Source organism: Saccharospirillaceae bacterium (genome assembly GCA_022448365.1).
GTDB lineage: Bacteria > Pseudomonadota > Gammaproteobacteria > Pseudomonadales > Oceanobacteraceae > Bacterioplanoides.
The window spans coordinates 683,305-696,423 of record JAKVCS010000003.1 but is presented as its reverse complement, the minus strand read 5'-3'; the positions used below and the strand labels follow the sequence as shown (position 1 = coordinate 696,423).

The window sequence follows — 13,119 nt, the reverse complement described above, 5'->3', positions numbered from 1 at the left end:
CGATTGATCACGCCAGGACCCGGCGAATGAAGGTTGCTACGTCTTCTAACTGTTGCTCGCTTACCTCATGTTGGATCGGGTACTCACGCCATACCGGAGTGAGTTCCTGTCCTTCCAACAACGACATTGCCTCTAAACCAAGCATTTGCGGCACCACCATATCCATTTGGCCATGACCAATAAATACGGGCAGACGTTTATTTTCTTTATCAATAAGCGGCTCTTGCGCCAGGTAAGTTGACAAGCAGACCAGCCCTCCCAGTGGCTGCCCGAACCCCAGTGCAGCCTGATAAGCAACAGCACCGCCCTGAGAAAATCCAGCGACCAGAATTCGTCTGCTACTCATACCCTCGGCGATCAGGTCTGAAATCAGATTCTGCACGGCAGTGACCGATTGCTGAAATTGATAAGGGTTAATTACCCGACGCGGCGAAGCTGCAAGGATGTCATACCAGGCGGGCATTTTCATGCCGCCATTAATGGTTACGGCCAGTTCTGGTGCATGCGGGTAAATGGCTACCAGGCCGGGAGCTGATGCCGTTTGGCGCAGCAACGGAGTGATTGGTGCAAAATCATAGCCACTGGCGCCCAGGCCATGCAGCCAGACGATGCAGCTATCCGTTTTTACATCCGGGTTGTGTCGGATAAAATCGAAAGTAATGGAGTCAGACATAGCGGGCCGCCAGTAAACAGTACTTTAGTATATCGCTTTTGATTAACTGAAATAACCGTTGAGTAGTGACTGGAAACAGATTGTCCGTTTCTTCATTTTTCATTACTTAGGTTGCCATCATTATTTTTACCGCGAGTTATACGCCTACCAGATAGCGGGTTGCATACGCCACCATCACACCCAGATAATTACCAGTGACATAGCCGATAATGGCGGCGGCAAATCCTGGTAAAATGATTTCTCGATTTTTCAACGCTCCTGCAATCACCGGAATAAAAGGTACTGACATAATGGCCGCCGAGGAGGTAATTAAAAACGTATCAGTATCAATTTTCAGGAGTTTGCAAATGATCGCCTGAATGATCAGAGAGCCAACCAGAATAAAGCCAATGTAAGCGAACAGATCCAGGTTTAGGTTGGTTAAAATGCTCGTATCAGTCATGGTACCCATGGTGAAACAGAACACCAGAATCAAATACATCCCCAGTTGAAAACTGTTTGCAAGTTGTCGTATCTGTGGAATAAATGATGCCGCCAACCCCAACGTTGTCAGGCTGATGATGGTTGCGGCCGATGACATGGATTTTGGTAACAGCGACGCCAGACCAACGGATAAGCCGACCACAACAGCAGAGCACAACAGCGCCAAAAATGTGTGTGCCATGGTGTCACTCTTTATCAGAACTTTATAGCTATTGGCGGTTTCATCGGCAATGTGCCCGAACTTTTCCTCATGGTCACTGTTTTCATGGCTGCCATTCGATTCAAACGGGCGCAGGAACAAACTGAATAATGGCTTCGCCAGAGTCATAACAAACATCAAATACAACGCCGACAGCAAAATATCATACGTTGTCATGGTCACAAATATATCCTGGTCGGCATCGATTGCCGTTTTGATGGCGGCCATGTTTGGACCGCCCCCGGTATAGGCCCCCACTGACATACCGGCAATTTGCCAGATATTCTGCAGTTGTCCGTTAAACAGCACGGCGCCAGCAGCACTCACAATCATCACGGCAAGTAATGCCACCCCCATACTTTTCATGGTGTCGCCAGCCATACTCAGAGAGTGTTTCACATCAATTGAAAAAACCAACAAGGGAAGTGCCAGTGCAATAGAAATTTCAGACACGTTTGTTTGCACCGCGGTAAGGCTGTCTTTACCCACCAGTGCCGGTAAATCCAGCCCTGCGCTGAGAGCAATGCCTAAACCAAACGATAATACGACAACCCCAATTTTATCGAGTAGCTGAAACCTCTGGCACATGATGATCAGCAACGCCGGTATTAATAAATAAGTAATGGCAGAAAATAGAGCAGACACGGTGTATATCCTCGATTAGTCGTTGTAATTATTGTTCGACGGGGGTTGTTAACGCCGATGCTGTGGAGTGGCTCGTTGTGCGTTCCGGGTAATTAAATACCGGCCAGTACTCACTGATATTCCCCTGGTCCATCACAGCAATGTCACCAAATTGCAGAAATACAGCTTCACTTTGTGTTGGCCGGAAGAACATATAATCTTCGCGTTGAATGGGATGCGTGGCAGATACGTCGTATAGCTCTTGATTACTCGAATGGCCGAGGATACTGGAGCGCACACTGTTTTTGGGGTAACACGGAGATGCCAACCAGTTACCGCCATAAATAAACAGCCCTCGTTTCGGTAACCAGCCTACACGGCGTAATAACGATGAAAGCCCAGACGCCATGGGTATTTCCGGATTGCTGATATCTTTCAATATTGGTGCTGCGATGTAGCATGCGGGCTGGTGATGATCGAGTGTAAACACATCGAAATCAGTGGGTTTTACCAATGCTGATGCGGTAGCAATTTCGTTCACTAAGTCCGGGTGTTGATACAGCGGATAAGTGCTGCTGCCGCCCGCGTTTAAGCACAATCGTTTTAATGTATCGTCACCCAGTGTGTTGCGAATCAGATTGGTGAATTCCTGATAGCGTTTCATTGCCAGGCGGAAGGCTTTTTTGTGTCCTCCTGCCATTGCGGGAATTTTCGTTACATGGGCTTCATAACCCATCATACCGGACAATGTCAGATTGGGGCTGGCATGAATTAATTTCAGGCTTTGTGCAAAGTCGTTGTCATCGCTGAAGCCACCACGATTGAGTCCGATGTTAATTTCCAGGTTAATGCGCAGCTGTAATCCCTGTTGTTCAGCAAAATCGCGATACTCCAGAAGCCGCTCTTTACTATCAACCAGCCACTGCAATTGTTTCTCTGCGCTAAAAGGTGAGTGTTTCTGGTTCAGCCACTGGTAAAAGTGACGGACCGCTGCCATTGGCATGGGCTTGCCCATTAATATGTCGGCCTGCGGGATATGCTTCACCACATGGATCAGAAATGGAACGTGGAAACTCATCAAACGATTAGTGCCAGTCCTGCGCATGATGTATTGCAATAACGGAATTGATGGCAGGGATTTGGCAACGATCCGGTAACTGAATCCGCGGTTAATCGCTTCTAATACATGGTCTATGTTGCGATCCAGACGTTGTTTATCGATGACCAGTGTTGGGTGGCAGATGCCTGCTTGTTGCAGCGTATTGGTCATGTCCCGGAAGTAGAGATCGCTCATGAAAGTTTCCGCAGTGTGCATGGGGTTCAGTCGTCTTATTATATTATCTGTACGTTTGTACCATAATGCTGGGTTAAGTGCTATTGCGAGGCAACTTTAAGCAGCATTTTTTGTCCAGAACCAGTAAGCTAGCGACTGTTTTTGATATGGCTCACTTCTCTCGTTGAAACCACGCTTTTATGTCTGATTTTGTCACTACCAACGATTCACCGGAAAACGGGCAGGGAGCTTCGCCCGACCCGGCCGTGGGGCAGAATCCTCAGCAGGAAATGCCATTTGCTCTGGTTCAGGGCGAACCCATGACCCAGTTGCCGCTGGACCTGTATATTCCACCGGATGCTCTGGAAGTGATACTGGAGCAATTCGAAGGTCCACTTGACTTGCTACTCTACCTGATCCGCAAGCAAAACCTCGATATTCTTGAGATAAATGTGTCAGAAATTGTTGAGCAGTATCTCGAATACATCGACATGATGAAGGCTCTGCAGCTTGAGGTTGCTGGAGAATATCTGGTGATGGCCGCTATGTTGGCGGAAATTAAAAGCCGTATGTTGCTGCCGCGAAACAAGGAAGTCGACGGTGAGGACGAAGAGGACCCTCGTGCCGAGCTGATTCGGCGGTTGCAGGAATACGAACGTTTTAAAAACGCCGCTGAGAATCTCGATGAACTGCCACGACTTGAACGTGACGTTTTTCTTCCCGACGTCGATGCGCCTGAGCGCATTCAGGAACGCATTCATCCCGAAGTCGATATGCAGGAAATCATGTTGGCGTTTGCGGCCGTGCTGCGCCGCGCTGAGCGATTTGAGCACCATGAAATTCAGCGAGAACAATTATCCACGCGGGAGCGGATGTCCGAGGTATTGGATAAATTAAAAGCGGGACATTTCACCACATTTAAGTCCCTGTTTGACCCGGAAGAGGGTAAACTTGGCGTCGTGGTGACGTTCCTTGCCATACTGGAACTGGTGAAGGAATCGCTGATCGATATCGTGCAGCAGGATACCTTCGGACCGATCCATGTAAAAAGTCGTGAGGCGATCAGCCCACACCGTCAGGCCCGGGATGATGCAGATGATGCCGTCAGCTGACCGTAATCCCGTTGAATAAGACCGTCGTGAGACACTCTTTATGGACGCTTTCGTATGAGCAGGCCCGCATTAAAAAACATTCTTGAAGCTGTATTGATGGCAGCCGGTGGTCCGGTATCGCTGGAGAGAATGCAATCTCTGTTCGATGATCATGAACAACCCAAAAGCACCGAATTGACGCAGGCGCTCACTGAAATCAAACAGGATTTGTTGGGGCGTGGTATTGAATTGATTGAAGTGGCCACGGGTTATCGCCTTCAGGTTCGCGCTGATGTGGCACCTTGGGTAGGTCGTCTGTGGGATGAGCGCCCGCAGCGATATTCCAGAGCGCTGCTAGAGACTCTGGCACTCATTGCTTATCGTCAACCGATCACCCGCGGTGATATCGAAGATGTCCGTGGTGTTGTTGTCAGTTCGCAGATGATGAAAACCCTGATCGAGCGCGATTGGGTGCGTATTGTGGGGTATCGGGATGTGCCGGGTCGTCCGGCTATGTACGCCACAACTAAAGAGTTTCTCGACTACTTTGGTTTAAAAACGTTGGATGACTTACCAAGTCTGATGGAAATCCGCGAGTTTGAAGACACCAATCGCAAGCTTGAGCTGGGTGATGATGCTGAGGCACGCAAAGAAACCCCGAAAGAGTACGACTTTACCTCCGAAGAAGATGTCGAGGAGCGTGGGGCTGGTGTCCTCGATGCGACTGAAGAAGATCTGGCTAAAGCTGCGGCGCTGGTGGATCGGGTGGAGGCTAATGTGTTTGCCCGACCGGATGATGAAGGCGATGAAGACGGTGCAGAGAGCAAACCCCAGGACCTTGGCGACTTGCTTAAACGTTTAGAAACGGTTGAGAAAGATCGCGATCTCAGTGATCTGGTTGATCAGCAGCAAGCATTGAATGACACCAAGGCGTCAGAGTCTATTGGCAACGATTCCATGGACGATCGACAGCTACTTGATGGACAAGTGGACGATAGTGCGAACCGGCAGGTGGCAGGGCAAGACGTTGTCGACGCAACGGCCGAGGTTCCGAAAACACTCGAAGATGCCCAGCGTGCACGTCTATTGGCTGAGCAGCAGGCGATCAAAGACAAGTTTATGGCAGAGATCGCTGCTGAGCAGGCGGCGCAAGCCTTATCCGTCGACCACACGCTTGAATCCGAAGAGCCAGCCGCCAAGGAGTCTCATTCAGGCGCTGTCAGCGAAGACGATGAGATGTTGGCTGCTGAAGCCCAAGCTGAAAAAGAACTGCTGGAAGCCGAAGCGCAGGAGCGCCTCTTGCAGCAAAAGCTTGAAGAGGAACGGTTGCGAGCAGAGCAGCAAGCTGAGCAAGAGTTGCTGGAGGCAGAGCAGCAAATGGCCGACCAATTAAATCGCGAGCAGGAACAACTGGAAGCGGAAGCCCGAGCAGAAGCTGAATTGCTGGGAGAAATGTCGGAGCCTTCTGCGGAAGAATCGAGCCAGACAGAACAGAATGAAGACGACGAAGGCGATCAATCGCCCTCTGGCCCCAGCTTGTTTGGCTGATGCTGGCAAAACAATCGCTGCGGCAAAACGAATTTTAAAGAAGAGACATTATGAGAGAACGTATTCAGAAATTATTGGCCCAGGCGGGTGTTGCATCGCGCCGCGAGGCTGAGCGCTGGATTGCTGAAGGCAAGGTAACCGTTAATGGTGAAAAAGCGACGTTAGGTGATCGAGCGCATCGCCTTGATGACGTTCGGGTAAGTGGTCGCCCGATTAAACTGGAAGAAGTGGGTCGCACGCGTCGCGTGCTGGCGTACAACAAACCTGTTGGTGAAGTGTGTTCACGCAATGATCCGGAAGGTCGCCCAACCGTGTTTGATCATTTGCCAAAAACCAAAAATGAGCGCTGGATTAACGTTGGCCGGCTGGATATTAATACCAGTGGTTTGTTGTTATTCACGACCGACGGTGACATGGCCAATAAACTGATGCACCCCTCTTCGGAAATCGATCGTGAATACGCCGTTCGGGTTCGTGGTGATGTTGATGAAGCCATGATTGAGCGTCTGAAAGAGGGTGTGATGCTGGAAGACGGTCCGGCCCGCTTTACCGATGTACAGTTTTTTGATGGCGAGGGCCAGAACAAGTGGTATCACGTGGTGGTGATGGAAGGCCGGAATCGTGAAGTACGTCGCTTGTGGGAAAGTCAGGGCGTTGAAGTCAGCCGTCTGAAGCGTGTGCGTTATGGCTGTATCTTTATGCCGGCGAATATTCCGGTCGGTACCTGGGTGGAGCTGAAACAGCGTGAAGTGAATGACCTAGCCGATTTGGTGGGTCAGGCTCGAAAGCGGACCAAGCGTTTAATTGGTAAAGAAAAAGAGCAGTTTGTACGTCAGCAAAAACGTCAGAAAATTCGCCAATCTGCAGAGAAACGCAAGAAAGCCTGATTTTTCGAGTTGTCAGAAGTAAAAAAAGCCCGATCAGAAATGCTTCTGATCGGGCTTTTTCATTTTGTCTGATTTAAATCGTTAAACGACTAATCAGAAGCTTTGACGCAGGCTAACAAGGAAAGCCTGTGTTTTACCGTCTTTACCGTAATCGGCTTCTTCAAACTCAAAGCCTGCCAGGCGATTGCCACTCAGCTTGTAGTATGCGCTGCCGAAAACGTTGCCATCCAGCTGACGCTGAGTTTTATCGTCATCTTCACCCACTGCATAGCCCAGATTCAGAGTCAGCTTTTCGCTGGTTTTGAAGGTTGCTGCCAGAGTGGTCGAAGTACGGCCGTCATCTTTACCTGTATCGCGATCGGCAACACGGTGCGCAAAGCCAAAGTCCAGTGCATCGTTAACGACGTATTTAGCACCTAGGCTGTAGATCATTGGTGCTGCAACATCGATGTTTGCATCTTTAGCTGCACGGCTTTCTTTAACGATAGACTTAATACCAACTGCGTTCAGGGTCAGGCCGCCGAAGGTCGCTGCACCACCTACGGTCACAGCTGTAACGCCGCTGTCGTTCAGTAATTTCTTGCTGCCGCCCTGAGTTAATGGCTCGCCATCAACAAGAACCGGGTTGCCGCCAGCTGTTACTGGTTTAGCGCCTACTGTGGTTTCACGGCCATCTTCTGCAATGTGTAGTGCAACGGTTGCTGTGAATGGGCTGGTAGAGAAACCGCCACCACCAAAGGTGTAGTTAACAGTGCTGTCGTTACGGTATCCGTAGCCAACAGATCCTGGCATCAGGGAAGTGATATAAAAGTAAGAGCCAACACCCTGAACTTCACTGCGGTGAGTGTTCCATGCGCTGTATTCAAAGAATGGAGACCATTGAGCGCCAACTTTAACGTGGTGATCGCCCTTAGACATGCCGAACCAACCCAGGCGAGTACGTGCAAAGCTGCCGCCATCGTCCAGTACGTTAATACGAGCTTCAACGCGGTATTTAGCTACCCAGCCATCATCCAGCTCTTCTTCGCCTTTTACGCCCAGGCGTGATTGAACGCCGTTTGCCAATGCAAATTCGCGATCGTCTGTGTTGCGGTTAGCTTGGTTGTTTGGATCATCTGAACCACCGTTTGCGAATACGTCAGTACCATTTTTCGCACTGCTGGAGTATGACTCCAGACCGATATCGACAAATCCATAGAAGTTAACGCTTGGGGTTGCAACCGCTTGTGAGGATAGGGCAGCAGTTGCCACGGCAATGGCCAGTGGAGTTTTATAAGACATATGTTCATACCTTGTTGTAATTCTTGTCGCAGGAATAAGCTGTTATCCCTACGAAATCCGACGTTACATTACAGTTTTTTGACTAAATGGCCAGTCTGTTTTCGAGGTCGTGTTTACTATTGGTATTTTCTGCCAGTCTGTTAAAAATAAACACTTGTTAATTTATAAGTATAACTACTTATTTTGATCGCGTGTTTCTACGATTATTTGATAAGTTAATGAATATAAAGGGAAATAATCATCATTATTGTTTCTCTATTTTCTATATTGAATGGATATTCAATATCATTATTGTTTGATCTGGAACAGATGGCAGAAGTCAAAGGGCCAATAGAAGAAGTGTAAAAAAATGTAGGTTGTCTTTTTTGGTCAGGAAACCGGGAGGTGTTTTTTGTCTGAAATTTTACGCTTTGAGTGCGGGGTGCCCGTGGCTCTTGTTCGGAAGCCGATGTAGCGAGCTTTCATGCTGTAACCAGTAGACAGAGTTCCAGCTTCCAGATACCCTGTTGCGCTCTTTGTCTTAGCCCGAATTCGCCATGTTTACCGCCACGTATGCGGAAGCAGGAATTTGGGATCTAAATTTTGTGTTTCACATGTGGCCTTTGGTAGGGGCCACCACTGCGAAAGGAAAGGTTCATGCCTGTAATTACTCTCCCTGATGGTTCGAAACGTGAGTTCGACCAACCCGTTACGCTCATGCAAGTTGCCGAAGACATCGGTCCTGGCCTGGCGAAAGCAACTGTTTGCGGTCGTATCCATGGCAAGCTGGTTGATGCTTGCGAACTGATCTCTGAAGATTCTGATGTCACCCTGATTACCGGACGTGATGAGGAAGGCCTCGAAGTGATTCGTCACTCCTTTGCTCACCTGGTTGGCCACGCGGTAAAACAATTGCACCCACACGCCAAAATGGCGATCGGCCCAGTGATTGATAACGGCTTCTATTATGATGTCGATTTTGAGCGCCCGTTCACACCGGAAGACGTTGCTGACATCGAAAAGCGCATTAAGCAGCTGATCAAGAAAGATTACGACGTTGTTAAGAAAATGACGCCGATTAAAGAGGCTCGTCGAATTTTTGTTGACCGTCAGGAAGATTACAAGGTCGAGCTGATCGATAACCTGATTGAGAGTGGTGAAACTGAAGTTGGTTTGTATCATCACGAAGAATATGTAGATATGTGCCGCGGCCCACACGTTCCGAACACCCGAGCATTGCGTGTGTTTAAGCTGATGCGTGTGTCTGGTGCATACTGGCGTGGTGATGCCAATAACCAACAATTGCAGCGTATCTATGGCACGGCCTGGAACGATAAAAAAGAGCAAAAAGCTTATCTGACGCGCCTCGAAGAAGCAGAGAAGCGCGATCATCGTAAGTTGGCGAAACAGTTAGATCTGTTTCATCTTCAGGAAGAAGCGCCGGGTATGGTGTTCTGGCATCCGAATGGCTGGACCATGTATCAGGTTCTTGAACAATACATGCGCAAGGTTCAAAACGATGCGGGTTACCAAGAAATCAGGACCCCGCAGGTTGTTGACCGTGTATTGTGGGAAAAATCCGGTCACTGGGAGCATTACTCAGATGCGATGTTCACCACTGAGTCCGAGAAGCGTACATACGCAGTAAAGCCGATGAACTGCCCGGGCCATATCCAGGTATTTAATCAAGGCTTGAAAAGTTACCGCGACCTGCCATTACGTTTGGCGGAGTTTGGTTGCTGTCACCGTAACGAGCCATCGGGTGCGCTTCACGGTATTATGCGTGTGCGTGGTTTTACTCAGGATGATGCTCATATCTTCGCCGCTGAAAACCAGATTCGTCAGGAAGCTTCAGATTTTATTAAGCTGACCCTGGATGTTTATAAGGATTTCGGCTTCGACGCCGTTGAGATGAAGCTATCGACGCGCCCGGAAGGCCGCATCGGAAACGACGAGCAATGGGATCTGGCAGAAGCTGCGCTTGAGGATGCACTGAATGATGCCGGTCTGGACTGGGATCTGCAGCCGGGCGAAGGTGCGTTTTACGGTCCTAAAATTGAGTTCTCTCTGCGTGACTGTCTCAATCGGGTTTGGCAGTGCGGTACGTTGCAGCTCGACTTTATGTTGCCGGGTCGTCTCGGGGCGCAATTTGTCGATGAAGACGGGGAGCGTAAAACGCCGGTGATGCTGCACCGTGCTATCCTGGGTTCTTTCGAGCGATTTGTCGGTATTTTGATTGAACATTATGCTGGTGCGATGCCGCCTTGGTTGTCTCCGCAGCAGGTTTCAGTTCTGAATATCACTGATAATCAGAGCGAATATTGCGAAAAACTGGCAGAAAGCCTGAAATCACGCGGATTCCGTGCGCAAGCGGACTTGAGAAACGAGAAGATCGGCTTTAAAATCCGCGAGCACACTTTGCACAAGGTACCTTACCTGTTAGTGGTAGGGGATAAAGAAGTTGAAGCAAACACCGTAGCTGTCCGTACACGTAAAGGTGAAGACCTGGGCGTGATGAGTATCGATGCCTTTATCGAACTGTTGGAAGGCGCTATTGCACAGCGCGGTCGGTTTGGAATGGAGAGCTGAGTTATCAGACGCGATAATAGAAGAGGCCGTCAAGAACCACGCGCGGCTATTAATGACAATATCCGTGCGACCGAAGTACGTTTAATCGGTGCTGACGGCGATCAGGTCGGCGTTGTAAATATTAAAGAAGCTTTAGCAGCTGCGGCGGAAGCAGAGCTGGATCTGGTTCAGATTTCCGATGGCGACCCGATTGTCTGTAAGATTATGGATTTCGGTAAAAAGCTGTACGAAGAAAAGAAACAGAAAGCTGAAGCGAAAAAACGCCAGCATCAGGTGCAGATTAAGGAAATTAAATTCCGTCCTGGCACTGAAGAAGGCGATTATCAGATTAAGTTGCGTAATTTAACGCGCTTTCTGGAGAGCGGTAATAAAGCCAAGGTATCATTACGTTTCCGCGGCCGTGAGATGGCACACCAAAACATTGGTATGGAACTGATGAAGCGTGTGGAAGCGGATCTGGCCGAACTGGGTACTGTTGAGCAGCACCCTAAAATGGAAGGTCGCCAGATGGTTATGGTTATCGCTCCCGTTAAAAAGAAGTAGTCTGGTTTTCAAAGAATGACATGCCCCGGTCTGATGTAACGTTCGACCGGGTGTTATGCGTTCTGCCAGGCGCTGCAGTAAGCTCATTTTTGAGTTTGCTGTTACTACGGCAGGTGTCGACACAGGGTCTTAGTTTCTGTGCGCACCATAACTTTGGAGTTCAAAAATGCCTAAGATCAAAACTAAGAGCGGCGCTGCGAAGCGCTTCAAAAAGACTGCGAACGGTTTCAAGCACCGTCAGGCTCACCGTAGCCACATCCTGACCAAGAAGAGCACTAAGCGTAAGCGTCACTTACGTCCAATGCTGCAATTACACGCTGCCGACAAAAAGTTGGTTGTGCGTATGTTACCTAACCTTTAATCGGTACTGTTCAGGAGATAAATTATGGCTCGTGTAAAACGTGGTGTTGTCGCTCGTCGTCGTCACAAGAAAATTCTGAAGCAGGCTAAAGGTTATTACGGTGCTCGTAGCCGTGTATTCCGTGTAGCTAAGCAAGCGGTTATCAAAGCTGGTCAATACGCTTACCGTGACCGTCGTCAGCGCAAGCGTCAGTTCCGTCAGCTGTGGATTGCGCGTATTAACGCCGGTGCACGTCAGAACGGTCTGTCTTACAGCAAGTTCATCAATGGCCTGAAAAAGGCGACTGTTGAAATTGACCGTAAGGTACTGGCTGATTTAGCAGTTAACGAAAAAGCAGCGTTTGCGGCTCTGGTAGAAAAAGCCAAGTCCAGCCTGTGATTTCGCCGACTTAATACAAGTCGGAACATCACTTCGATTGATGAAGATTTATAAATCTGAGTTGAAGCGAAGTACGAAATAGGGGAGTGGAGTCTTTCATTCCCCTATTTTTTTGTCGTTTTATCCGTGTCATCGAGATAACGACATCTTAGTCTTTGTTGACCCTAAACCATTGTTAAAACCAAGCAACGTGGAAACCAACATGGAAAACCTCGAAGCCCTGACAAAACAAGCCCTGGGCGCCGTCGAACAAGCGCATGATGTAGCTGCGCTGGATCAGGTCCGGGTTCAGTTTCTGGGTAAAAAAGGGGAAATTACCTCCCTGATGAAGAACCTGGGTAATGTCGCACCAGAAGATCGTCCGAAAATCGGTGCGGTGATTAACGAAGCCAAAACTCAGGTACAGAATGCGATTAACGCACGCAAAGAGGCGCTGGAAGCAGAAGCGCTGAATGCAAAGCTGGCGAGTGAGACCATTGATATTACTCTGCCTGGCCGTGCAGCACAGACAGGTGGTTTACACCCTGTCACCCGCACTCTGGAGCGAATTGAAAGCTTTTTTGCTGGCGCTGGTTATCAGGTTGCAGAGGGGCCGGAAGTGGAAGATGACTTTCACAACTTCGAGGCATTAAATATTCCGTCGCATCATCCAGCTCGCGCTATGCATGACACCTTCTACTTTGATGCACACACGCTGCTGCGTACGCACACTTCGCCGGTACAGGTGCGTACGATGGAAGCTCAGCAACCACCGATCCGAATTATCTGCCCGGGTCGCGTTTACCGTTGCGATTACGACCAAACGCACTCGCCTATGTTCCATCAGGTAGAGGGGCTGCTGGTTGATAAAGACATCAGCTTTGCTGATTTAAAAGGCACGCTGGAGCAATTTACGGCGGCCTTCTTCGAGCGTGACGTAAAAGTGCGTCTGCGTCCGTCTTATTTCCCGTTCACTGAGCCATCGGCTGAAATCGACATCGAGTGGGTTGTGGAAACACCGGAAGGCACCAAACACGGCTGGTTGGAAATCGGCGGCTGCGGCATGGTGCACCCGAAAGTATTTGAAGCCGTTGGCATTGACCCTGAACAATACAGTGGTTTTGCTTTCGGTATGGGTGTGGAGCGTATGGCGATGTTGCGTTACGGCGTGAACGATCTGCGTTTATTCTTCGAAAATGATCTGCGCTTCCTGCAGCAATTCAACTAAGGA

11 protein-coding genes and 1 pseudogene are annotated in these 13,119 nt (G+C 49.2%); 8 read left to right on the top strand and 4 right to left on the bottom strand.

The features are described from left to right. Window positions 1-7: 7 nt before the first annotated feature. The 3 genes from MK185_06855 to MK185_06845 all read right to left on the bottom strand — a co-directional run bounded on the left by MK185_06855 (window position 8) and on the right by MK185_06845 (window position 3,273). Window positions 8-673, bottom strand: a complete 666-nt coding sequence (locus MK185_06855; GenBank protein MCH2040335.1) for an alpha/beta hydrolase — start codon at window positions 671-673, stop codon at window positions 8-10. Between the two features lie 136 nt (window positions 674-809). Next, the gene (locus tag MK185_06850; GenBank protein ID MCH2040334.1) at window positions 810-2,000 is read right to left on the bottom strand and encodes a DUF819 family protein; all 1,191 of its coding nucleotides are present in this window, start codon (window positions 1,998-2,000) and stop codon (window positions 810-812) included. A gap of 28 nt (window positions 2,001-2,028) precedes the next feature. Continuing rightward, window positions 2,029-3,273 carry a DSD1 family PLP-dependent enzyme gene (locus tag MK185_06845; protein MCH2040333.1) on the bottom strand — a complete coding sequence of 415 codons (1,245 nt, stop codon included), beginning with the start codon at window positions 3,271-3,273 and terminating at the stop codon, window positions 2,029-2,031. Window positions 3,274-3,542: 269 nt separating this feature from the next. Between MK185_06845 and MK185_06840 the strand changes: the two genes are divergently transcribed. The 3 genes and pseudogenes from MK185_06840 to MK185_06830 all read left to right on the top strand — a co-directional run bounded on the left by MK185_06840 (window position 3,543) and on the right by MK185_06830 (window position 6,778). Further along, window positions 3,543-4,364, top strand: a complete 822-nt coding sequence (locus MK185_06840) for a segregation/condensation protein A (protein ID MCH2040332.1) — start codon at window positions 3,543-3,545, stop codon at window positions 4,362-4,364. Between the two features lie 54 nt (window positions 4,365-4,418). Continuing rightward, window positions 4,419-4,937: pseudogene (scpB, locus tag MK185_06835) on the top strand (SMC-Scp complex subunit ScpB). Between the two features lie 1,004 nt (window positions 4,938-5,941). Then, the gene (locus tag MK185_06830; protein ID MCH2040331.1) at window positions 5,942-6,778 is read left to right on the top strand and encodes a pseudouridine synthase; all 837 of its coding nucleotides are present in this window, start codon (window positions 5,942-5,944) and stop codon (window positions 6,776-6,778) included. A 93-nt stretch (window positions 6,779-6,871) separates the two neighbouring features. Here the strand turns inward: MK185_06830 and MK185_06825 are convergent, their stop codons facing one another. After that, a complete protein-coding gene (locus MK185_06825) occupies window positions 6,872-8,059 on the bottom strand; it encodes a porin (protein MCH2040330.1) in 1,188 nt (395 codons plus the stop codon). A gap of 636 nt (window positions 8,060-8,695) precedes the next feature. On the opposite strand from MK185_06825, the gene thrS reads away from it, so the two are divergent. The 5 genes from thrS to pheS all read left to right on the top strand — a co-directional run bounded on the left by thrS (window position 8,696) and on the right by pheS (window position 13,116). Beyond that, window positions 8,696-10,627: a threonine--tRNA ligase gene (gene thrS / locus MK185_06820; protein ID MCH2040329.1), complete on the top strand. Its 1,932-nt coding sequence runs from the start codon at window positions 8,696-8,698 to the stop codon at window positions 10,625-10,627. A gap of 3 nt (window positions 10,628-10,630) precedes the next feature. Further along, the gene (gene infC / locus MK185_06815) at window positions 10,631-11,170 is read left to right on the top strand and encodes a translation initiation factor IF-3 (protein ID MCH2040328.1); all 540 of its coding nucleotides are present in this window, start codon (window positions 10,631-10,633) and stop codon (window positions 11,168-11,170) included. Between the two features lie 166 nt (window positions 11,171-11,336). Then, window positions 11,337-11,531 (top strand): 50S ribosomal protein L35, encoded by a 195-nt coding sequence (rpmI, locus tag MK185_06810; GenBank protein MCH2040327.1) that lies wholly within the window; start codon window positions 11,337-11,339, stop codon window positions 11,529-11,531. A 24-nt stretch (window positions 11,532-11,555) separates the two neighbouring features. Then, window positions 11,556-11,909 (top strand): 50S ribosomal protein L20, encoded by a 354-nt coding sequence (gene rplT / locus MK185_06805; GenBank protein ID MCH2040326.1) that lies wholly within the window; start codon window positions 11,556-11,558, stop codon window positions 11,907-11,909. Between the two features lie 202 nt (window positions 11,910-12,111). Beyond that, window positions 12,112-13,116: a phenylalanine--tRNA ligase subunit alpha gene (gene pheS / locus MK185_06800; protein ID MCH2040325.1), complete on the top strand. Its 1,005-nt coding sequence runs from the start codon at window positions 12,112-12,114 to the stop codon at window positions 13,114-13,116. Window positions 13,117-13,119 lie beyond the last annotated feature (3 nt).

Coding starts and splice junctions, on each gene's coding strand:
- MK185_06855 (MCH2040335.1), bottom strand. CDS start 673: ATGTCTGACTCCATTACTTTCGATTTTATCCGACACAACCCGGATGTA.
- MK185_06845 (MCH2040333.1), bottom strand. CDS start 3,273: ATGAGCGATCTCTACTTCCGGGACATGACCAATACGCTGCAACAAGCA.
- MK185_06840 (MCH2040332.1), top strand. CDS start 3,543: ATGCCATTTGCTCTGGTTCAGGGCGAACCCATGACCCAGTTGCCGCTG.
- MK185_06830 (MCH2040331.1), top strand. CDS start 5,942: ATGAGAGAACGTATTCAGAAATTATTGGCCCAGGCGGGTGTTGCATCG.
- MK185_06825 (MCH2040330.1), bottom strand. CDS start 8,059: ATGTCTTATAAAACTCCACTGGCCATTGCCGTGGCAACTGCTGCCCTA.
- thrS (MCH2040329.1), top strand. CDS start 8,696: ATGCCTGTAATTACTCTCCCTGATGGTTCGAAACGTGAGTTCGACCAA.
- rpmI (MCH2040327.1), top strand. CDS start 11,337: ATGCCTAAGATCAAAACTAAGAGCGGCGCTGCGAAGCGCTTCAAAAAG.
- rplT (MCH2040326.1), top strand. CDS start 11,556: ATGGCTCGTGTAAAACGTGGTGTTGTCGCTCGTCGTCGTCACAAGAAA.
- pheS (MCH2040325.1), top strand. CDS start 12,112: ATGGAAAACCTCGAAGCCCTGACAAAACAAGCCCTGGGCGCCGTCGAA.